Origin of the sequence: Actinomyces graevenitzii C83, assembly GCF_000239695.1 — a bacterium.
GTDB classification, from domain to species: Bacteria; Actinomycetota; Actinomycetes; order Actinomycetales; family Actinomycetaceae; genus Actinomyces; species Actinomyces graevenitzii.
The window spans coordinates 1,646,781-1,668,195 of the sequence record NZ_JH470338.1 but is presented as its reverse complement, the minus strand read 5'-3'; the positions used below and the strand labels follow the sequence as shown (position 1 = coordinate 1,668,195).

Sequence of the window (21,415 nt, the reverse complement as noted above, 5' to 3'; positions counted from 1 at the left end):
AGGTGGGGAAAGTAGTTCTGGTGGTGCCGCTTGGCTGTTGCGCGCCACAGTTTGGTTGGCACTGGGCGCGCCAAGCTGGTGTTGGATCAGCGGTGGTCAGCCAAGCGGCTGAGCATGTCGCCAACCACCTGGATGACGCCCACAATGAGCACGATGACGATTACCGTCAGGATCATTACGTCGTTTTGGTAGCGCTGGTAGCCGTATTGCAAGGCCAGGGCACCCAGGCCACCGGCGCCAATGGAGGCCGCCATCGCCGAGTAACCCAGCAGGGTCACCAGGGTGACTGTGGCCGCCTGGATCAGGCTGGGCAGGGCTTCACGCACCAGCACACCGAAGGTTATTTGGATGCGGGAGGCCCCCAGCATCAGGGCCGCTTCGATTTTTCCTTGCTCGACGCCGTCGAGCGCGGTTTCCGCCAAACGCGCGTAGAAGGGGATAGCCCCAATGGTTAGCGGGACTGCCGCCGCCTGCCAACTGGTGGTGTCGCTGACCAGCAGGCGGGTAAGCGGGATGATAGCGATCATTAAGATCAAGAAGGGCATGGAGCGCCCCACGTTAACGATGGCGCTAAGAACCTGGTAAACCGCCTGGTTGCGGGTCAGGCCACGGTGACCGGTAGACACTAGGGCAATGCCCAGCGCCAAACCCAGCACCACGGTGATAGCGCCAGAAACGAAAGTCATGTACAGGGTCTCGTCAATTGCCGGACCCATCTTCAAACGCACGGCTCGGTTATCAAACCAGGTGCCTTCACCAAAAGCGCCCGTGAGCCCGGTGGCGTCGGAGATGTCCAGGAAACGATCCCATAGCCATTCACCGATTCCCATCATGCTGCCACCTCCTTGCTAGTGTCGCGCAAACTTGGCTTAGCCCCAGCGTCAGCCAAGGCGTCGATTAGGCCCTGGGCGCGGCTGGGTTCAACGGTAATTGCCAGGCGGCCAATCTGGGCCCCCGCAATGGTCTGGAATACGCCCCCGGCCACGTCACCGCCACGGTCAGCGGCAATGGTCAGGATCTTGGCGGCTGCGGGTTGGCCCTTCTTAGCGGTAATAGCCAGGTCGACGACGACGTCGCCGCGCCCGAGCACTTTCTCGCTAACTTCCGGTAGCGGTACCAGTTCACGCGAAAGTCGCGAATCTACCTGGGAAACTACCTCGTCAATGGGGCCACCTTCGACGATCTGGCCGGCTTCAAGCAGGCTGACCGAGTCACAGATGGAGCGCACTACGCTCATTTCGTGGGTAATGATCACTACGGTCACGCCCAAGGTGTCGCGGGCGGAGCGGATCAGATCCAAGATAGAGCGGGTGGTTTCGGGGTCTAGGGCGCTGGTGGGCTCGTCGCACAGCAGCACACTGGGCTCATCAGCCAGGGCGCGGGCAATACCCACACGCTGCTTTTGGCCACCCGATAGCTGTGAAGGGTAGGAGTCGGCGCGATCAGTTAGACCCACCAGGTCCAGCATTTTGCTTACACGCTCACGGCGGTAACCGTGGGGGGCACGGGCCAAAGCCAAGGGGTAAGCCACATTCTGTGCAGTGGTTAGCGCATCCATTAGGTTGGCGTGCTGGAACACCATGCCGATCTTACGGCGGGCTTCACGCAGGTCACGCTGGTTTAGGTCAGACAGGTTCTGTCCGTCTACAGTGATGATGCCGCTAGTGGGGGTTTCTAGCGCGGTTAGACAGCGCACTAGGGTGGATTTACCGGCCCCGGAGGTACCTACAATGCCGTGGATGGTGCCAGCTGCAACCTCAAGATTTAAGCCATTTAGCGCACGTACTTCACGCGCAGGAGTACGCATTGAAGCAATACCCTTGGGCTTGATTTTGTATACCTTGTGGACATCACGCAGCGACAACATAGAGTGCTGCTGGTCTACTTCTGGTTGACTCATATTCACCTCCATCGTTCCTGGCAGTAGCACCCGCACCCGAAATGGGGGGTTGCTGCAGCTTCAACGATCCAGGTCTCTCGGCTGCTCTTGATGGTCTAACTAAATTCAGGCTAAGCGGGTATAAGGTCCCCTGGCAAGCTTTACCTTTGTGATGTCTACAATATGAACACTTATTTTTTAGGGGTATTTATAGCGCTAGCTGTTGACCTGGGCTTATAGCCAGATTTATAAGCGTTCGCATTAAAACCAGGGCGCGCGGGAGCAGCGCAGGCACACGCGCGGCGCACCTGGACGCATCGGACGGGACGCAGGCAGCCCGGCGCCGTCGGCTTTTAACGCGGGCTGGTCGACTTAATGCGGGCGTCAGCTTTAATGCGGGCTGGAAGTGCTCTTATCGGGACGAGCAGTGGAGGCACTACTAGGGGCGGGTGTGGCCGGGGCGGGGCTCTGGCTAGCCCGTTTGGAGCCCTTCGTGGCCTTGCTCTTACTGGCCTTAGCCTTCGTGGCCTTGGCGGTGGGGTTTGTGGCTGTAGCAGTGGCAGTGACGCTAGCTTTAGGTTCTTTAGCTGCAATCCAGATAGGCAGCCGGTCGATCACCTGCCGGGCCACCGCCTGCAACCATAGCGGCGAAGGCAAAGTGGTGTTGTCGCGCGCCGCCAGGATCATAACCAGGCAGTAACGCGCCCCCGCCGGACTGGTCAGCACCCAGGTCATAGCTAGCTGACCAGGCGATTCGGTGCCCACATAGGTGGCATAAGTCCACTGGCTAGAGTCAATATGCACACCGTTTTCAACCACCATGGCATTACGCAGCAAAATATCGGCGTTAACATCGCGCCGGCTCAACTGACCCAAATAGCTTTGCACACGGCAAATCTCGCGAGCTGAGGCAAACCAGCCGATCCCCTCCGGCCACAGCACATCCTGGTAGCGGTTCGGATCCATGGCCACACTCCCGCGCGAAAGCGAGTTCACCAAGGCTGTGCGCAGAGCCTGGCGCTGCTGCTCAGGCTGCTTATTGGCCTCACGCCAATAAAACCGCAAATCCGAGTCTGACCAGGCAATTTGTCCCACCGCACGGGGCGTCAATAGCGGCGAGAAAGAGGTTAAATCCTGTTTGCCAGTGTTTTGAGCAGCGGCGCGGATCCCATCGGCCCCCACCGTCTTCATCAACATGGTGGCGCTAGTGGGGTCAGATTCGTGGATAGTGTGGGAGGCCACCACCCGCAGAGGATATTTCTTGCCAATCATGGTGGCGTCATTACGCCCATAACCTTGAGCAATCATGGACGGCAAGACAGTAGCGTCCTGGTTAATCTCGACGCCGCCGTCGATCACGGCCTCCGCCACCCCAGCCAGGGTGTAAAGGTCTACCAGGCGCCCAATTGGCATCTGATCATCAGCATTAGACAGTGTCAAGGGAGAGCCGCAGCCATTTAACGTATCGATGCGGGCAACCAAGAAACTGCTTTGGTAGCGCGGCTGGGAAGCTGAAGCCGCACGACGCACGCCAGAGCCGTCGTCGCCAACCTCATTAAGGGCGCGAGCCAAACTAGCCTCATCGGTGATAACCGGAACCCTGCCCAGGCGCCCAAAAGTCAGCGAAACAATCTGGCTGCGCGAATCAGCCACCAAATCAATACTGATCTGCCTGCCATTGGAGTCCTGCACCCCAATTAGCAGGCGGTTACCGCTGTCCTCATAGCCGAGCATCGTATACGGGCCGGCCGCACGCAGTTTCGTGAGAGAGTTGTAAAGGTTACTAGACGATGTCTGCTTAAGTAGTGACTGCGAAAAATGCGAGCGGATCTGCGCCTGAGTAATGCTCTTGGAGTTAGAAATGCTGTAAAGCAGCCAGCTAGCCGCCACCCCCGCCGGCGTCGTGGGCATATCCCGTACCACCTCAGCCTTATAGGTTGCGGTAGGAGCCACGGCCACTCGCGGCTGGCTAGGCCCGCAACCGGCCAGCAGCGCCAATGCAGACACTGCCACCGTCAAGGTTTGCAGCTTACGGCGGGTTTTTGAGTGTGCATTAACGCGTAGCTTGCGCCCCGCAACGGCGACGACGTGTGCCGCCGTCGTGCTGACGCGTACTGCCGTGGCACTGACGCGTGCCGACGTCGTGCCCAGCGCACCCAGCCTAGACCTAGCTTTAACAGCCATTAAGGCTCCTGTACCTCAACCAGCTGGGCTAGATTCTTCGCCAAAACCTCACTGACGCGCTCAACCACATCTAGAGTGTCGCGAAAATCGTCTTCATCCCCATACCAGGGGTCTGGCACATTCAAACCAGTCAGACTGCCCTGCCCCTGCCAGGCTGCCTCCACCTGCTCGCGGCAGTGCGGGTCATAGATGCGGTAAAGCTGTACGCGGCCCGGGTCTACGCCTAGCTTCTGGGCGCGGCGAATCAACTCCCGCTGATGACTGGCAGTCATGGCTAGCAGCAGATCAGCGTGACGCAGCTGGGTGTCAGTAATCTGAGCGGCCCGGTGGGTGCTGATGTCATTACTCTTGTAGCCCTGTTCACGCAGCAGGCGGGCAGCGCGGTAATCAATCGGGTTGCCCTGCTCCTCATTAGAAACCCCGGCAGAGCTAACCTCCACCTCACTTACCCCCAGCTCACGCAGGCGCTGCGCCAACACAATCTGGGCCATAGCCGAGCGACAAATATTGCCGGTACACACCATAACCACGCGGTAAGGCAGGCGTTCAAACGCCGGAAGTAAAGAAAGGTATGACATAGCCACGCCCTTATTATTCCACGTAAGACTAAACTTGCCTCATGAGTCACAAACCAAGCGCAATTGACGCCATCGCCAACGAGTACACCGCCAAGGTAATTGAGCTTTCACCGATGACCGGCTCCTCCACCGGCCTAGGCGAGCGCCACGACGTCCTAGACGACTTCTCCCCCCAGGGTCTAGACGCATACACCCAGCTAGACCGCGAAACCCTAGCCAAGCTGGATGAAGTAGCCCCCACCGACGCCGTCGACGAAGTAACCGTAGCCGCCATGCGCGAACGCCTAGGGCTATCGATTGAGCTAGCCGAAGCCGGCGAGCCGCTACGCAACCTCAACAACATCGCCTCCACCTCGCAGGACATCCGCGACCTATTCGACCTGCTACCCACCGAGACCGAGCAGGACTGGGCCAACATCAGCGCCCGCCTAGGCGACGTCAAGCGGGCTCTGGGTGGTCACGTCGAGTCCCTGCGCCTAGCCGCCAGCCGTGGGCAGGTGGCCGCCTCCCGCCAGGTGCGCGCCGTGGCCGGGCAAGCCCACAACCAAGCCGGCGAGTCCTCCTCATTCCTGACCCTAGTGTCCTCCCCCGAAACCCAGGCCCTGCCAGAGTCCCTACGCAAGGAGCTAGCCGCCAACGCAGCCAGCGCCCAGGCAGCCTACGGCGACTTCGCTAACTTCCTGGAGACCGAGCTGCTGCCCCAGGCGGGCGAGCAGGACGGCGTCGGGCGTGAACGCTACCAGCTGTTCTCGCGCGAATTCCTAGGCGCCACCATTGACCTAGACGAAACCTACGAGTGGGGCCGCGAGCGCCTGGCCGCCATCGATGCTGAGCAGCGCGAAGTGGCCCGCGAGCTGTACGGCGAGGGCGTCAGCGTGCAGGAAGCCCTCAAGCGCCTGGACGAGGAGCCGCGCTACCAGCAGCACGGCACCGACGCGCTGAAGAAGTGGATGCAGGAAACCGCCGACGCCGCCGTGGCCGGCCTAAACGGCACCCACTTTGACATTCCCGCCCCGCTGCAGCGCATCGAATGCTGCATTGCGCCCTCCTCCACCGGCGGTATCTACTACACCGGCCCCTCCGATGACTTCTCGCGTCCGGGGCGTATGTGGTGGTCTGTGCCCGCCGGCACCACCGTGTTTAACACCTGGCAGGAGCGCACCACCGTGTTCCACGAGGGCGTTCCCGGCCACCACCTGCAGCTGGGTATGCAGACCTACCTGCGCGATGAGCTCAACGACTGGCGCCGCCACCTGTGCTGGGTTTCTGGGCACGGCGAAGGCTGGGCGCTTTACGCTGAGCGCCTCATGGCCGATCTGGGCTGGCAGGATGACCTGGGTGACCGCATGGGTATGCTCGACTCCCAGCGTCTGCGCGCGGCCCGCGTGGTGCTAGACATTGGTGTGCACACCGGCAAGCAGCGCCCGGCTGAGCTGGCGGCTCTGCCCGGGGTTGGCGAGGGTAAGTGGGATCGCGACAGCGCCTGGGCTTACCTGACCCACAATGTGGCTATGGCTGAGGGCTTCTTGTCCTTTGAGCTGGAGCGTTACCTGGGGTGGCCGGGGCAGGCGCCGGCTTACGCAGTGGGTCAGCGTCTGTGGGAGTCTATTCGCGACGACGCCGCCGCTAAGGCCGCCCGTGAAGGCAAGGAGTTCTCGCTTAAGGAATTCCACTCTCGCGCACTGGCTATTGGTAGCGTGGGCCTGGATGTGCTGCGCGAGGCGCTAGCCTGAACACCCGCGCCGGGCGCCGTCGTCGTAGAAACTGCGTCAACGGCGCCGCCTTGCAGTATGACCGGTCTGGGTGCGGCCCGGCGGCCAGGGCCACGGCCCTTGGTTCACAAATACTGACATTTCGTCCCCTCCCTATAAAACCCCATGATTTTTTTATAGGGAGGGGACGATTTTGCCTGTATTTACTTCTCCCAGAAGGAGGCCACGTCCACTACCCCACCACTGGCCTCGAAGTCAGCGCGCACGGCCTGACGCAGTTGAGGGTCACTGAGGTAATCCAGGGCCACACTGGCCAGGCCCCAAGCCCCATCCACAGCCGCGCGGTCGCCTAGCGGCGAGCCGGCCGCCGTCGCGAATTCATGAGTGTGCAGGGCCGTACCCTCGGGGGCAATCTTGATCAGCGGGTGAATCCCGGGCACGCGCTGGGACACATTGCCAAAATCGGTGCCTGCCGCAATCACCTCGGTAATCACCCCACGCGGCAGCACCGTGCGTCCGACTGTGTTCTGCGCGCGCACCCAAGCCTGGCTAAGCGGGCCATTGGCGCGCACCGGCATCTCATTGGTGGTTTCACCGGTAAGGATCTCCATCCCACAGCCGGTAGCTAGGGCGGCGCCCCGGAACACATCCTCCACCCGCGCCACCAGGTCGCGCAGCGTGGCAGCATCCAGCGAACGCACAATCACACTCATTTCTGCCCGCTCAGGCACCACATTAGGTACCAGCCCGCCGTCGGTAACCACCGCGTGCATACGGTCTGAGGGCAGCATGTGCTGACGCAGCAAACCCATACCCACCTGCGCCACCGTCACTGCGTCCAGGGCGTTGCGGCCCATAAAGGGGGCGCTGGCGGCGTGGGCGGAAACCCCGTGGAACACTACGCGCATCCGGCGTACCCCCAGCCAGGCCTGATCCACCAGGTCGTAGGCGTAGGAGTGGGTTTGGATGGCGGCGTCCACACCCTCTAGCATGCCGCGTTGGGCCAGGATTTCCTTGGCGGTGTCGCATTCTTCAGCCGGGGTGGTTTGCAGGATAACCCGCCCGCCTAGCGCGCCAGGGTGGCTTTTTTCCAGTTCAGCTAGGGCTAGGAAGGCCCCAACGGAGTTGGCGCACATGACGTTGTGACCGCAACCGTGACCCACCCCGGGTAGGGCGTCGTACTCGCACAAAATCGCGATTGTGGGCTGCTTTTCGCTGCGGTCTGCGTCAGCTGCGACGACGGCGCCGGCGGCCGTAGCAGCGGCCTCGCCGCCGATTTGAGCGCGCAGCGAGGTTTCCATGCCGAAACTGGCGCGCTCAACCTCAATGCCATGGGCCTGCAGCAGCTTAGCGACGGCGTCGGCGGCATAAAACTCTTGGTAACCCACCTCTGGGTGAGCGTGAATACCCTGGCTTAGCGCCACGATCTGCGGGGCCAAAGCCTCAATGTGGGCTTTTAGTTCTTCACGCAGCTGGATGCTGGCACCGCCGTGGGGATCTAAGGCGGTGGCGGTGGGGTTAGCTTGACGGCGTTTTTCGGTTTCTACAGCAAGTTGGTCGTAAAAAGCTCGGGAGGGCACAGTGGGCTGGCTAAGGTCGCGCATAGTTCAACTATAGGAATCTGCACACAAAACGGGCAGTGCCAGTTAAGCACTGCCCGCCAAATACGTAGCCCCGGCGCCTAGCGCAGGGCCGCGCGCGTCGGCCTGTCGGCGCAGCCTTGGCGGCCAGGGCCGGACAATCAGTCCCGGCGCCGGGAGCGGCCGCAGGTAGGGCGTTAGAGCCAGCTGTTTGGCCTACCCGCTGTTTGGCCTACCCGCTGCTAGGCCTGCTTGGGGCCAAACACGCTGGCCCCCAAAGCGAAGGGGAAACCAGGCTTTAGCAAGGCATCGACAGCCGGACGCACAAAGCTAATCAGCTTGCCGGCGTCGAGCGCCTCACCAGCGGTCTCCACGCCGTTAATTTCCGCCCTACCCAGCAGATCAGAGTAGTTAATGCTCATATCCAAGCTAGTGACGCCGTCGGACTTAGAGTAACCCGCCCAGCTGGGAACCTCACTCATATCCACCATGGTGACCAGGTGGAAATACATGTATCCCAACTCATCCAGGGTGGAAGACACGCTCAGCAGGTGATGCGTTTGGGGGTTGCCCGACTCGTGCAGCGTAAACACGGTCAGTAGCCCATCGCGCGCCCCACGCAGCAGCATCCGAGCGATATGCACACTGAAAGCGTCGGCGTCGAAAAACTCGCCCATAGCCTCCTGGTAAGGCAGCGGGTCACTGATGCCGATGCGGGCCCCAGCCCCCACATCCTTAATGGCGCGCTTACCTGTCGGGGTGATGGCCTTGAGCTCCAAAATGTTGCCCATTAGGCGGCCCACCTCCACCCGCTCACTCCAGCCGGCAGGGGCCCCCTCGGTGATTTCACGCTCCTCAACTAGCCCCAGCCCCAGCACTTCAGCCAGGTCAATGTCGCTTTGGTGCCAGGTGATCAGCCCGTCTTCGTGCCATAGGGGGACGACGCCGTTAAAGGGCAGTCCGAAAGTTACGGTATGCATGTAGCTCCCTAGCTGACTTAGAAGTCCCAGTCTTCATCCTGGGTGGCTTCAGCGGTGCCGATGACGTAGCTGGAGCCAGAGCCGGAGAAGAAGTCGTGGTTTTCGTCAGCGTTAGGGGAAAGCGAAGCCAAAATAGCCGGGTTTACATCCGTGGAGTCAGCCGGGAACATGGCCTCATAGCCCAGGTTCATTAGGGCCTTGTTGGCGTTGTAACGCAAGAACTTCTTAACGTCCTCGGTTAGGCCTAGTGGGTCGTAGAGGTCCTCGGTGTACTGCTCTTCATTGTCGTAGAGCTCAAAGAGCAGCTCGAAGGTGTAGTCCTTAAGCTCCTGCTGACGCTGCGGCGAAGCCTCGGCCACAGCCTGCTGATACTTGTAACCAATGTAGTAGCCGTGCACGGCCTCGTCACGAATGATCAGGCGGATCAGGTCAGCGGTGTTGGTTAGCTTAGCGTGGCTAGACCAGTACATGGGGGCGTAGAAACCTGAGTAGAACAGGAAAGACTCCAGCATGGTGGAGGCAACCTTACGCTTTTCCGGGTCATCGCCACGGTAGTAGTTGAGGATAATGTCAGCCTTGCGCTGCAGGTGGGGGTTTTCTTCACTCCAGCGGTAGGCTTCATCAATTTCCTTAGTGGACAGCAGTGTCGAGAAAATCGAGGAGTAGGAGCGTGCGTGTACCGACTCCATGAAAGCAATGTTGGTTAGCACCGCTTCCTCATGCGGGGTGCGCGCGTCAGGGATCAGTGAAACCGCACCCACCGTGCCCTGGATGGTGTCTAGCAGCGTCAGACCAGTGAAGACGCGGTTAGTCATGAGCTTTTCGTCTTCAGTCAAGGTAGCCCAGGAGGGCACATCATTGCTCAGCGGCACCTTTTCAGGCAGCCAGAAGTTACCGGTGAGGCGGTCCCACACTTCAAGGTCTTTGTCATCAACCAGGCGGTTCCAGTTAATGGCCTGAACGCGGTCTAGTAGCTTGAGCTTCTCGTGATGCATTGGGACCTTCTTGAGGTGGATAGCGAGCAAAAGGCAACTCAATACTAGCCAATAACCGCCCCAAACGGGCCTAGGCCAACCCCACAAAAAAGGGGCTGTCGCAATCAAAAGATGGCGCCACCAAAAGGTGACACAGCCAAAAACGGGCTGGCCGTCTAGGTGGTAGACCACCTAGACGGCCAGCAGCGAAATTATGGTGTAAGGCCACAGATTACTGTGCAGGGCCAAGCCTCACAGCATACAGCTGACGCAGCCTTCTACCTCAGTGCCTTCCAGGGCTGCCTGACGTAGACGCACGTAGTAAATGGTTTTTATGCCCTTACGCCAGGCGTAAATCTGGGCCTTGTTCAGGTCACGGGTGGTGGCGGTGTCCGGGAAGAACAAGGTTAAGCTCAGGCCCTGGTCAACGTGCTGGGTAGCCACCGCATAGGTGTCGATAATGGCCTTATAGCCAATCTCGTATGCGTCCTTGTAGTACTCCAGGTTGTCGTTAGTCATATAGGGGGCCGGGTAGTAGACACGCCCAATCTTGCCTTCCTTACGGATCTCTACCTTGGCCACGATCGGGTGAATCGAGGAGGTGGAGTTGTTGATGTAAGAAATAGAGCCGGTGGGCGGCACCGCCTGCAAGTTACGGTTGTACAGGCCGTACTCACGCACCTGCTGGGCCAGCCGAGCCCAATCTTCACGGCTGGGCACGTGCACACTAGAAGCGGCAAACAGTTCCTTTACACGCTCAGTGGTGGGCACAAAATCCTGGTTTAGGTACTTTTCAAAGAACTCGCCGGTGGCGTACTTAGATTCTTCGAAACCGACAAAACGCTCATTGCGCTCGCGGGCCAGCTCGCAGGAGGCTTTGAGGGCCTCAAACAGCACACTGGCGAAGTAAACATTGGTGAAGTCCAGGGCTTCTTCGCTGCCGTAGTGGATGGATTCGCGCGCCAGGAAACCGTGTAGGTTCATCTGGCCCAGGCCAATGGCGTGCGATTCGCGGTTACCGCGCTGAATGGAAGGCACAGACTCAATGTCGGTCTGGTCTGAGACGGCGGTTAGCGCCCACACAGCGGTGCGGATGGTGCGGCTAAAATCAGGTGAATCCATGGTTTTAGCGATGTTTAGCGAACCCAGGTTGCAGGAAATGTCCTTACCCACGTGGGCGTAGGTTAGGTCTGCGTTTAGCTCGCTAGCTTCAGAAACCTGCAAGATTTCCGAGCACAGGTTAGACATGACCACCTTGCCCTTAATGGGGTTGGTCTTGTTGACCGTGTCCTCAAACATCACGTAGGGGTAGCCAGATTCAAACTGGAGCTCAGCTATGGTCTGGAAGAACTGGCGGGCGTTGATCTTGGACTTACGGATGCGGCCGTCGTCGACCATTTCGTGGTACTTCTCCGTCACCGAAATTTCGGAGAAGGGCACCCCGTAGACGCGCTCGACGTCGTAGGGGCTGAACAGGTACATGTCCTCGTTCTTCTTGGCCAGCTCGAAGGTGATGTCGGGGATCACCACACCCAGGGACAGGGTCTTGATACGGATCTTTTCGTCAGCGTTTTCGCGTTTGGTGTCCAAAAAACGCATGATGTCGGGGTGGTGGGCGTGCAGGTACACGGCCCCGGCGCCCTGACGCGCACCCAGCTGGTTGGCGTAGGAGAAGGAGTCTTCCAGCAGCTTCATTACGGGAATGACGCCGGAGGATTGGTTTTCGATGCGCTTAATGGGGGCGCCCATCTCGCGTAGGTTGGTTAGCAGCAGGGCGACGCCGCCACCGCGCTTGGATAGCTGCAAGGCTGAGTTGATCCCGCGCGAGATTGACTCCATGTTGTCCTCGATGCGCACCAGGAAGCACGATACAGGCTCGCCGCGCTGGACTTTACCCTCGTTTAGGAAGGTGGGGGTGGCTGGCTGGAAGCGGCCAGACATGATTTCTTCAATCAGGTCTAGCGCTAGCTGCTCGTCGCCGTCGGCTAGGGCCATGGCGACTGTGGCCACGCGGTCCTCAAAACGCTCCAGGTAGCGCTTGCCGTCAAAGGTTTTGAGGGTGTAGGAGGTGTAGTACTTGAAGGCCCCCAGGAAAGTTTCGAAACGGAACTTGTGGGCGTAGGCGGCTTTGAAAGCCTCCTTGGGGAAGCCTTCACGGTACTTGGCTAGCACGGTGGGGTCGTAGTAGCCCTCTTCAACCAGGTATTCGAGTTTTTCCTCGATGTCGTGGAAAAACACCGTGTTCTGGTTTACGTGCTGCAGGAAGTACTGACGTGCAGCCTGGCGATCGGCGTCAAACTGGATCTTGCCGTCAGCGCCGTAAAGGTTCAGCTTGGCGTTTAGAGCGTGGTAGTCCAGTTCAGGGGAACGTACCGACTCACTGCCGGTATCAGTCAGAGTGTCTGCCAAAACTTTTCCAATCCTTGCTTTACGGTCTCTACGTCCTTGGGAGTTCCCAACAGCTCGTAGCAGTAGAGATATGGGACTTTTAGCTTATTAGAGATTATGTCACCAGCCAGGCCGTAGGCGGCACCAAAATTGGTATTGCCAGAAGCGATAACGCCACGACATAGCTCACGGTTGTGGGGATTGTTGAGGAATTTAATGACCTGCTTGGGGACTGCACCTTTGATGCTGCCACCACCGTAGGTTGGGACTAACAGCACATATGGCTCATCTACTTCCAGCGGCGGCTGGCTTGGCAGCAGGGGGATGCGTTTAGCGGGCATACCCAGTTTGCTTACGAAGCGATGTGTGTTTTCAGAGGTGGAGGAAAAATACACTAAAAGCGCCATTGGTCACGACCTGTGTTGCAAGTTAATCCCACCGGCTAGCGGGCCGGCAATGATGCGCCCTAAGACGCAGTTGAGCGACGCCCACCAGCAGGTAGACGTCGCTCGTAGAGCCACTTAGACGGCAACTGCGGTGGCGTTAGCTACAGCTAGAGCCTTGATCTTGTCGGGGCGGAAACCGGACCAGTGGTCATCGCCAGCGATAACTACCGGAGCCTGTACGTAGCCCAGAGCCTTAACCTGCTCTAGCGCCTGAGCGTCTACCGAGATGTCGACGGTGGAGTAGGAAAGGCCAGCCTTGTCCATGGCGCGGTAGGTGGCGTTGCACTGCACGCAGTTGGGCTTGGAGTAGACGGTGATCGCCATTTTTATTTGTGCCTTTCAATCCTGATGGGTCTGTCTGGCGGGGAGACCAGAGCTAGAAACAACACGCTTGTAACACGCGGCCGGCATATTCCGACCGGCAATAGAAAACACTACCCCTAGGGGTGCGAAAGCGCCAACACCCCAAGATGATGTGTCTGCCACCGAATCTGTGCATAAACCTCCCGGAATTTGTGGACAACTGGCGCCGCCGCTGTGGATACTTTCGCTGCGTTGCGCGCTTCCTTTTAGTGTGCCCGGGCTACACCACGCGTTAAGTGGCCATTTTTGCGCCGGTTTAGCTGCTTTTTTCCGACGTCGCCCCACGCCCTCCCCTTAGCTCCAGTTCAAGGCGGTTTATCCCCACTTCCCCCAGGCCGGGCACGCAGTTTTTCCCACATGCTGTGTTTAGAGAAGAAAAAATTGCTTAGCTATTCATCTCACACGCGAAAACACTTGCACTCTGCGCGCCACCGGCGCGCGGCGGCAAGACCGCCTGTGCATCAGGAACAGCAGTGGCCACCGGCGGCGGCCACCAGCAGGCTAGGCAGCACAAACCCGTACCGCGCCACCGGCGCGTGGCGGCAAGACCGCCTGTGCATCAGGAACAGCAGTGGCCACCGGCGGCGGCCACCAGCAGGCTAGGCGGCACAAAGCCGCACCGGACCACCGCGCGTGGCGCGCCGGCCAGATGGAAACTAGCGCTAGCTGGCCACAGGCAGACTGAGCACGAAGCAGGCGCCTTGGGCGGCGTCGTCGAGATAGCTAGCCGAATCAGCCAACTGCACGCTACCGCCGTGAGCCTGGGCAATAGCGGCGCAAATAGCCAGCCCTAAGCCCGTAGAGCCGCCCTGGCGATTACGTGAGGCGTCAGCGCGAGTAAAGCGCTCAAACAGTTTGCCGCGCAGCTGCGGGGAAATACCCGGCCCGTTATCAGCCACCACAATGCGGTACTCATCGCCCTCTTGCAGCAGCTTGACCCACACATGCGTGCCGGCGGGAGTGTGCAGGCGGGCATTAGCCAGCAAATTAGCTAGCACCTGACGCAGGCGCTGCTCGTCACCGCGCACCAGCGGCAGCTGCTCATCAAGATCCTCATCTGCCCCAAACACAGCGCTTAAATCCAGCTCAAAAGTGTGATCAGGGCCAGCTATCTGCGCGTCTGCCACCGACTCAATCAGCACCGGAGCTAAATCCACCAGCTCATCTTCCAGCTCCCGGCCCGCATCCAAGCGCGCCAGCAGCAGTAAGTCATTAACCAGCTCACTCATGCGCAGCGATTCACTAGCAATACGGTCCATGGCCTGCTGGGAAATCTCGCTAAGCTGATCACCCTCACGCCCGCTACGCACCAGCTCGGTGTAACCACGGATAGCGGCCAGGGGCGTGCGCAGCTCATGGGAAGCGTCAGCCACAAACTGACGCACCTGGGTTTCGGAGCGTTGACGCACCTCCAAAGCATCATTGACGTGGTCAAGCAGGGTGTTAAGGGCTGTGCCCACCTCCCCCACTTCAGTGGAAGAACACAGGTCAGCAAGGCTTACACGGCGCTCAATTTGTACCTCACCGCTATCCATAGGCTGCGTAGCTACCTGCCGAGCGGTAGCTGCCACGCGCCGCAGAGGCTGCAAAAACCTAGACACCAAGCCAAAGCAGACCACCGCCGCCAGAACTACACCGCTGCCCACCAGCAGCACCTCAATAATCATTTGGCGGCCGATCAGGGCTTCATCATCAGCTAAAGACACCCCGGTAAGTACGGCGTCGGAGCTAACCGAGTCGCGCGTAACCAGTACCCGGTAGGTGCCCAGCCCCTCCACATACACCGTGAAAGGCTTGGTTTTACCTGAGTTAAGCGCTGCCATCAGGGTGTTTATCTGGTCGCGAGTCAGGTAGGTGTATTTGCCTTCATTGTTGATGTAAGCGCTGGCCACCACCCCTTGGCGGTTACGCAGCAGGGCCAGGGTGCCGGCAGCCTGCCCGGGGGCGTCTAGGCCGGCGGGCGGGTTATAGTCGCTGCTGTCACTGCCATAGGTTTGCAGTAGCTGCTGGGCGACGTTTTTTTCGGTGGATTCGCTGTGACGGCGAGTGTTACCGCGCTGGGAGGCGGCCTGCACACGAATATCGGCGCGGTCCATCAGTGAAGCTTCCAGCGCCCAGGTACTAAGGCAGCCAATCGTCCCAGCTAGCACAAACACCACGGCCACCACGGTCAGCACAATCATGCGACGCAGGCTCAGTTTTTTGTGGGCCCACAGCCGACGACGCCGCCCCGCCTCTACCTGGGGGTGCTGGGCGCACTGGGCGGCACTTGGTTGCCAGTTGCGTTCCCAGCCGCTCGCCGAACCGCGTGCCGAGGCCAGAAGCTGCTTTATAGCCCTAAACAATTAGTTTTCCTCAGCGACCTTGAGCATGTAGCCCACCCCACGCACGGTGTGAATCATGGGGGCGCGTCCCTTATCGATCTTGCGACGCAGGTAGGAGACGTAAAGCTCCACCACGTTAGCTTGGCCGCCAAAGTCGTAGTCCCATACCCGGTCCAGGATTTGCGGCTTAGACAGCACCCGGCGCGGGTTTTCCATGAAGAAACGCAGCAGCTCAAACTCGGTGGCGGTGAGTTTAATTGGGTCTTCGCCGCGCCACACCTCGTGGGAGTCTTCATCCATGCGTAAATCGCCCACCACCAGCTCGTTACTGGGCGGGGCCACCACTGAGCCGGAGCGGCGCAGCAGGGCGTGCAGGCGGGCCACTACCTCTTCCAAGCTGAAGGGCTTGGTTACGTAGTCATCCCCACCGGCGCTTAGGCCCTCCACCCGGTCAGCAATGGAGTCTTTGGCGGTCAGGAACAGCACCGAGATGTCCGGGTCATTGCGACGGATCTTGCTCAGCACCTCAAGGCCGTCAAAGTCTGGCAGCATAATGTCTAGAACCACCAGGTCAGGCGAGATTTCGCGGGCCAGGCGCACGGCGTCGGCACCGGTGTGGGCGGTGGTAACCTCCCAGCCTTCATAGCGCAGGGCGCTGGCTAGAAGATCGGCTAGGACAATTTCGTCGTCGACCACTAGCACCTTGACCTGGCTGGCATCGGAAGTGGTGGCGTTTGTGGCTGTCATAGCTCTATCACACTGCATTTAGCTGCTGCGCGCTACTAATACGCTTAGGGAAGACTCCCCCTACTCAGCACTCGACGACGTTTACAGCCAGGCCACCCAGGGAGGTTTCCTTGTACTTGGAGAGCATGTCTTCACCGGTTTGGCGCATGGTTTCAATAACCGTGTCCAGGCTGACCTGGTGACGGCCCTCGCCCCACAGGGCCATACGCGAGGCGTTAATAGCCTTCACACTGGCCACCGCGTTGCGCTCAATGCAAGGAATTTGCACCAGGCCACCAACCGGGTCGCAGGTGAGCCCTAAGTTGTGTTCCATGGCGATTTCAGCAGCATTCTCCACCTGCTCAGGGGTGCCACCCAGGGCCTCAGTTAAGCCCGCCGCAGCCATAGAGGAAGCTGAACCCACCTCGCCCTGGCAGCCCACCTCAGCGCCAGCAATCGACGCGTTGGTCTTGATCAGGGCCCCCACGGCGGTAGCTGCCAGCATGAAGCGACGCACGCCGTCGTCGTTAGCACCCGGGCAGAAGTGGCGGTAGTAAGCCAAAACCGCCGGCATAATCCCCGCCGAGCCATTAGTGGGGGCAGTAACCACACGGTGACCAGCGGCGTTTTCCTCATTGACCGCGAGCGCGTAGAGGTTAACCCAGTCCATGCCACGCAGCGGGTCACGGCGGCAGTAGGCGTCGGCGGGGGTTTTCTCCTCCGCCAGTAGGCGCTGGTAGAGGGCGTTGGCGCGGCGGTGGACACCGAGCACGCCGGGCAGTACCCCCTGGGCCTTACAGCCGGCCTCGATGCACTGCATCATGGTGGTTTCGAGCAGGCGGATGTAGTCGATTACTTCCTGTTCGGTGCGGGCGGAGACCTCGTTGGCTAGCACCACGTCGCTGATGCGTAGCCCGGTGCGCCGGCAGATGGCTAGCAGCTCGTTGGCGCTGGAGAAGGGGTAGGGGGCTAACGTGGCGCTGACTTCTTTGGTTTCGGCTGTGGCCAGGGCGCGGATTTCGGGGTGACCGTCACTGCCCACATCCTCCATCACAAAGCCGCCACCCACGGAGAAGTAGGTGCGGCGTAGGATTTCCGCCCCGGCGGCGTCGTAGGCGGTTAGGGTCATGCCGTTGACGTGGTAGGAAAGCACGCGCCCGGGTAGGAACATGATGTCTTTGCTGGTGGAGAAGGGTACCTGGCCTAGCCCCGGCATTTGCACGTAGCCCTGGGCTTCCACCTGGTCCCAGAAGTTGGCGCACACTTCCTGGGGGACAGTTTTGGGGTTGTAGCCGCCCAGGCCCATGACGACGGCGCGGTCGGTGGCGTGTCCGCGCCCGGTGGCCCCCAGCGAGCCGTATAGCTCTACGGTCAGGCGGGTTACTTGAGGTAGCGCAGCGGCTTGGCGACGGCGCTCAAGGTTGCGCACGAGAGCAGCGCCAAATGCAGCCCCGGCACGCATGGGGCCCACAGTATGGGAGGAGGAGGGGCCGATTCCGACTCGCATCAGGTCAAATACGCTTAAGGGACGCGAGGCCAGCTCGGGGTCAACTGCGCCAGCCATCAGTGCGGCGGGGGTGATTAGTTCTCCATCAACTTCGGGGACAACCGGCAGGGCCGTTAGCGCATTGGTGTTGAGTGCGGTCATGTTCTAATAATGCCGCATTTAGCTTTGTCTGGGCTGTGCCCGGGTAGGTATGCGCTTAGCTTAAGGGGACGCAGGCAGGCGGTGGACGGCGGCGTCGTGAATTATTGCCCGACAGACGCAAGCATCAGAGCAAACCCGGGCGGCGTCGTCGTTAATCAATTTGCGGGGGTAACCAGACAATACTCAAGACATAACTGAGTTAGTAATAACTAACTACACCATCTCTACCCTAGCCAAGGCCGCTATTAAGGGGGCAAACTATCCGTATGGCTACTCCCATTGCACTTGCAATTGCTGGCTCTGAGGCTTCCGGCGGCGCCGGCGCTCAGACTGACCTAAAAACTTTCCACGAACTGGGTGTATTTGGCTGCACTGCGCTTACCTGCATTGTTTCCTTTGACCCCAACAACAACTGGGGCCACCGTTTCGTCCCGGTTGACCCGCAGGTGATTGCCGACCAGATTGAGGCGGCCGCCAGCGTTCACAGCCACATTGATGCTGTAAAGATCGGCATGCTGGGCACCCCGGCCACCATCGAGGTGGTCTCCCAGGCACTAGATACCTACAAGTTCCCCCAGGTGGTGCTGGACCCGGTACTGATCTGCAAGGGTCAGGAGCCCGGCGCGGCCCTGGATGTGGACAATGCTCTGCGCGCCCAGGTGCTGCCCAAGGCCAGCATTGTTACCCCGAACCTGTTCGAGACCCAGGTGCTTTCTGGTCGCGGCGAGATCACCAGTGTGGAGCAGCTTAAGGACGCTGCTAAGGCCATCTACGACCAGGGTGTGCCCGTGGTGGTGGCTAAGGCTGGCACCCTGCTGGGCACCGGCACTGCGCTGGATGTTTACTACGACGGCGAGCAGCTAGAGGTGCTGGAAGTGCCGGCAGTGGGCTCCGAGCGAGTTTCTGGTGCTGGCTGCACTCTGGCCGCCGCCATTACCGCGCAGGTAGCTAAGGGCGTGGCACCGCTGCAGGCAGTGCGCGACGCCAAGCAGGTAGTGCTCAGTTCCATCGAGAACCGTATGCACGGCAACGCCCCCTTCAGCTACGTCTACCAGGGCGGCGCATCCGCTACCCTCTGAGGCCTTCAGAGGCACAGTCAGACTGACAGACACAGACAGACTGACAGGCACAGACAAATACAGGTAAAATCGTCCCTTCCCTATAATTTTTCCATGGGGTTTTATAGGGAACGGACGGTTTTTCCGTATCTGTGAGGGGCCGGCCGCAGCGCCGGCCGCAGCGCCGACCACCAAGGCCGCAAGGCTGAAAGGCTGAACCGAGCCGGTTTTCCCATGATCTGTGGGGGTCCCAGGTATTAAGGGGTTACCTGGGGCCCCTACTTTTTAACTTTTTGTATAACTTATGGACTTAGTCGGCACAGTCAAATACAGGCATAAATACAGGCAAAATCATCCCTTCCCTATAATTTTTCCATGGGGTTTTATAGGCAACGGACGATATCTGCGTATCTGTAAATGAGTGCCCGGACATCCGGGCATAAAGTGCTGTCCCGGCGCCGAGATACTGCCCGGACGCGAAAACTACCCAGGGGTGAAGGTCTAGCGGTCTAGCAAGGAACCCCACCAGGGTCACATTTGGGACAGCCGTTAGGTGCACCATCCAAGCATCTGTTTAGGGAACTCCTGCGATCACCAGCGCAGCGACGCACAGCGCGGACATCCAGGCCTCTGTAAGAAAACAGTTTTTGGCACGCTGCTCCCGGTTCCCCTTCTCCGGCCACTCTTCTCTAGGCCCTCTTCCCCAGGCCTCCTCACAAATACTGACATTTCATCCCTTCCCTATAAAACCCCATGAATTTTTTATAGGGAAGGGATGATTTTGCCTGTATTTATGTGCCTGCCTGTTTCCACCTGCAGTTATTTTTTCCAGGCGTCGGTGTGGATCCGCCAGCCGGTAGTCAGCGCCCGCATCCCCATGAAAATGAATGCAAACGCCCCCCACAGCAGCATCAGCGCCGCATTGTCGCTCAGGCCCTCATGGGCGTTGACCAGCAGCAAGATCGCCGGCAGGTATGGCACCAGGTTGATTACGCCGGCCACCGCCAGGTACCGCCCGTCGCCAGCCCCCATCAAAATGCCGTCGTACAGGAAAGCCACCGCCACCAGCGGCAACGACGCCGCCATGGCCAGTAGCGGCCAGAAAGCCAGTTCGCGCACGGGTGCGTCAGAGGTGAAGAACCAGGGCAGCCACTTGGCGCCCCCGGCCACAACCAGCCCCACAGCCACCCCCACGCCCAGGGTCCAGCCCATGCAGCGGCGCAAAATCCGGCTAATTGCCGCATCTTCCTGCGCTAAAGCATCCTTGTCGCCACGGCGGCGCGCCTCGGCAGCCCGCCCTAGTGCCTGACCAATCAGCGCCTGCGCCGCAATCGCCAAGGCATCAAGCCCAAACGAGCACACCCCCCACAGGGCGTTAACCACCTGGTAGGAAGCCAGCGCCGTCGCCCCTAAAGCGGTAGCCGCCCACACGGTAGACAAAATGGCCACGCGCAAAGAAATATTGCGCACAAACAGCCCCAGCCCCTCCCCCATGGAGGCGCGCAGCCCGGCCAGGCGCGGACGCAAACTGACCTGCTCAGCGTGGGCCGCGCGGGCAATCGGGGTCACCAGCGCCGCCCCCATCGACAGCTCCGCCAAGGCCGTGCCCAGCCCCGAGCCGGCCACCCCCAGCCCCACCACATACAGGAAGAAGGCGTTGAGCAGCGTGTTTAGCGCCGCCCCCGCCAGGGCCACAATGAACGGCGTGCGCGTGTCCAGCAGCCCGCGCAGCGTGCCTGTGGCCGCCAGCACCACCAGCATCCCCGGCAGCCCCGGCAGCACCATGCGCAGGTACGCCACCGCGTTAGTCGCCACCGACGCCTTAGCTCCCATCGCCGCCACAATCTGGGGCGCAAACACCATCGCTACGCCGGCCACCGCCACGCCGATTAGGGCCGCCAGCCAGATTCCGTCCAGCCCCGCTTTTAGCCCTTCACGACGACGCCCGGCCCCGAAATGCCGTGCGGTTGTGGCCGTGGTGGCGTAGGTGAGGAACACGAACAGGCCCACTGCCGTGGTCAAAATGGAGGAGGCCAGCGACAGCGCCGCCAGAGGGTCGGCGCCCAGGTGGCCAACCATGGAGGAGTCGATCATGACAAAAATCGGCGAGGCCACCAGCCCGCCCAGGGCTGGCAGGGCCAGGGCCAGGATTTGGCGGTCAAGTTCGCGCCCGCGCAGTTTGTCAGCCGGGCTGGTAAAGGGCGCGTCGGCGCCTTGACCGGCGCTCGCGGCCCTGGCAGTACCGGCGCTCGCGGCCCCGGCAGTACCGGCGCCAGCGCCAGTAGCATCGGCGCCGGCCGTGGAAGAGCCTTCAAGAGGAGAACCTTCTGGGGAAGAGACTTCAGGGGAGGGGGAAACTGCTGTACTCATACTGTTGGTGAGCCTAACCCTCGCTGGCCGCGCTAACTAGTTGTGTCCAGCTTTTGAAAGCAATTTGAAGAAGTTTGAAGCAGTTTTGTACCACTGCGTCAAGCCCCCGCACACCAGTTCTCCCCAGGTCTGACGAGTTTTCCACAGATTTGGGAGCAATTTTTTATCCACTTTCCCCACAGACACTTTTCGTTGCAATAACAGC

General features: G+C 60.1%; 16 protein-coding genes and 1 riboswitch. Of the genes, 2 read left to right on the top strand and 14 right to left on the bottom strand.

The genetic code is table 11. From position 1 onward, the window contains the following. Positions 1 to 86: 86 nt before the first annotated feature. The 4 genes from HMPREF0045_RS07040 to HMPREF0045_RS07025 all read right to left on the bottom strand — a co-directional run bounded on the left by HMPREF0045_RS07040 (position 87) and on the right by HMPREF0045_RS07025 (position 4,641). Positions 87 to 833 (bottom strand): methionine ABC transporter permease, encoded by a 747-nt coding sequence (locus tag HMPREF0045_RS07040; protein ID WP_005986895.1) that lies wholly within the window; start codon positions 831 to 833, stop codon positions 87 to 89. After that, entirely contained in the window at positions 830 to 1,900 is a 1,071-nt protein-coding gene (locus tag HMPREF0045_RS07035) for a methionine ABC transporter ATP-binding protein (RefSeq protein ID WP_005986893.1), read from the bottom strand. The genes HMPREF0045_RS07040 and HMPREF0045_RS07035 overlap by 4 nt, the downstream gene beginning before the upstream one ends. A 5-nt stretch (positions 1,901 to 1,905) precedes the next feature. Beyond that, positions 1,906 to 1,997: riboswitch (SAM riboswitch) on the bottom strand. Between the two features lie 272 nt (positions 1,998 to 2,269). Next, positions 2,270 to 4,063: a Cpe/LpqF family protein gene (locus HMPREF0045_RS07030; protein WP_005986891.1), complete on the bottom strand. Its 1,794-nt coding sequence runs from the start codon at positions 4,061 to 4,063 to the stop codon at positions 2,270 to 2,272. Beyond that, positions 4,063 to 4,641 carry a low molecular weight protein-tyrosine-phosphatase gene (locus HMPREF0045_RS07025; RefSeq protein ID WP_005986889.1) on the bottom strand — a complete coding sequence of 193 codons (579 nt, stop codon included), beginning with the start codon at positions 4,639 to 4,641 and terminating at the stop codon, positions 4,063 to 4,065. The genes HMPREF0045_RS07030 and HMPREF0045_RS07025 overlap by 1 nt, the downstream gene beginning before the upstream one ends. 41 nt (positions 4,642 to 4,682) lie before the next feature. Here HMPREF0045_RS07025 and HMPREF0045_RS07020 point away from each other — a divergent pair, with 41 nt between their 5' ends. Beyond that, a complete protein-coding gene (locus HMPREF0045_RS07020; RefSeq protein WP_005986887.1) occupies positions 4,683 to 6,374 on the top strand; it encodes a DUF885 domain-containing protein in 1,692 nt (563 codons plus the stop codon). A 182-nt stretch (positions 6,375 to 6,556) separates the two neighbouring features. On the opposite strand, the gene HMPREF0045_RS07015 is transcribed toward HMPREF0045_RS07020, so the two are convergent. From HMPREF0045_RS07015 to HMPREF0045_RS06975, 9 genes are all read right to left on the bottom strand, one after another. Beyond that, positions 6,557 to 7,957 (bottom strand): M20 family metallopeptidase, encoded by a 1,401-nt coding sequence (locus HMPREF0045_RS07015; protein ID WP_005986886.1) that lies wholly within the window; start codon positions 7,955 to 7,957, stop codon positions 6,557 to 6,559. A gap of 218 nt (positions 7,958 to 8,175) precedes the next feature. Next, positions 8,176 to 8,913, bottom strand: a complete 738-nt coding sequence (locus HMPREF0045_RS07010) for a hypothetical protein (RefSeq protein WP_005986884.1) — start codon at positions 8,911 to 8,913, stop codon at positions 8,176 to 8,178. 17 nt (positions 8,914 to 8,930) lie between these two features. Then, positions 8,931 to 9,908: a class 1b ribonucleoside-diphosphate reductase subunit beta gene (gene nrdF, locus HMPREF0045_RS07005; protein ID WP_005986882.1), complete on the bottom strand. Its 978-nt coding sequence runs from the start codon at positions 9,906 to 9,908 to the stop codon at positions 8,931 to 8,933. Between the two features lie 231 nt (positions 9,909 to 10,139). After that, positions 10,140 to 12,296 (bottom strand): class 1b ribonucleoside-diphosphate reductase subunit alpha, encoded by a 2,157-nt coding sequence (gene nrdE, locus HMPREF0045_RS07000; RefSeq protein WP_005986881.1) that lies wholly within the window; start codon positions 12,294 to 12,296, stop codon positions 10,140 to 10,142. After that, entirely contained in the window at positions 12,281 to 12,682 is a 402-nt protein-coding gene (gene nrdI, locus HMPREF0045_RS06995; RefSeq protein WP_005986878.1) for a class Ib ribonucleoside-diphosphate reductase assembly flavoprotein NrdI, read from the bottom strand. Before nrdI ends, nrdE begins: the two co-directional genes overlap by 16 nt. Positions 12,683 to 12,796: 114 nt before the next feature. Beyond that, complete coding sequence (nrdH, locus tag HMPREF0045_RS06990; protein ID WP_005986876.1) at positions 12,797 to 13,045, bottom strand: glutaredoxin-like protein NrdH; 249 nt, start codon at positions 13,043 to 13,045, stop codon at positions 12,797 to 12,799. 701 nt (positions 13,046 to 13,746) lie between these two features. Further along, the gene (locus HMPREF0045_RS06985; RefSeq protein ID WP_050807442.1) at positions 13,747 to 15,429 is read right to left on the bottom strand and encodes a sensor histidine kinase; all 1,683 of its coding nucleotides are present in this window, start codon (positions 15,427 to 15,429) and stop codon (positions 13,747 to 13,749) included. Next, positions 15,430 to 16,155 (bottom strand): response regulator transcription factor, encoded by a 726-nt coding sequence (locus tag HMPREF0045_RS06980; RefSeq protein WP_196793406.1) that lies wholly within the window; start codon positions 16,153 to 16,155, stop codon positions 15,430 to 15,432. It lies immediately after the preceding gene. Positions 16,156 to 16,219: 64 nt separating this feature from the next. After that, complete coding sequence (locus HMPREF0045_RS06975) at positions 16,220 to 17,782, bottom strand: L-serine ammonia-lyase (protein WP_005986870.1); 1,563 nt, start codon at positions 17,780 to 17,782, stop codon at positions 16,220 to 16,222. A 266-nt stretch (positions 17,783 to 18,048) separates the two neighbouring features. On the opposite strand from HMPREF0045_RS06975, the gene HMPREF0045_RS06970 reads away from it, so the two are divergent. Next, a complete protein-coding gene (locus HMPREF0045_RS06970; RefSeq protein ID WP_005986869.1) occupies positions 18,049 to 18,861 on the top strand; it encodes a hydroxymethylpyrimidine/phosphomethylpyrimidine kinase in 813 nt (270 codons plus the stop codon). A 798-nt stretch (positions 18,862 to 19,659) separates the two neighbouring features. Here HMPREF0045_RS06970 and HMPREF0045_RS06960 read toward each other — a convergent pair. Continuing rightward, the gene (locus HMPREF0045_RS06960) at positions 19,660 to 21,210 is read right to left on the bottom strand and encodes an MATE family efflux transporter (RefSeq protein ID WP_005986867.1); all 1,551 of its coding nucleotides are present in this window, start codon (positions 21,208 to 21,210) and stop codon (positions 19,660 to 19,662) included. Positions 21,211 to 21,415 lie beyond the last annotated feature (205 nt).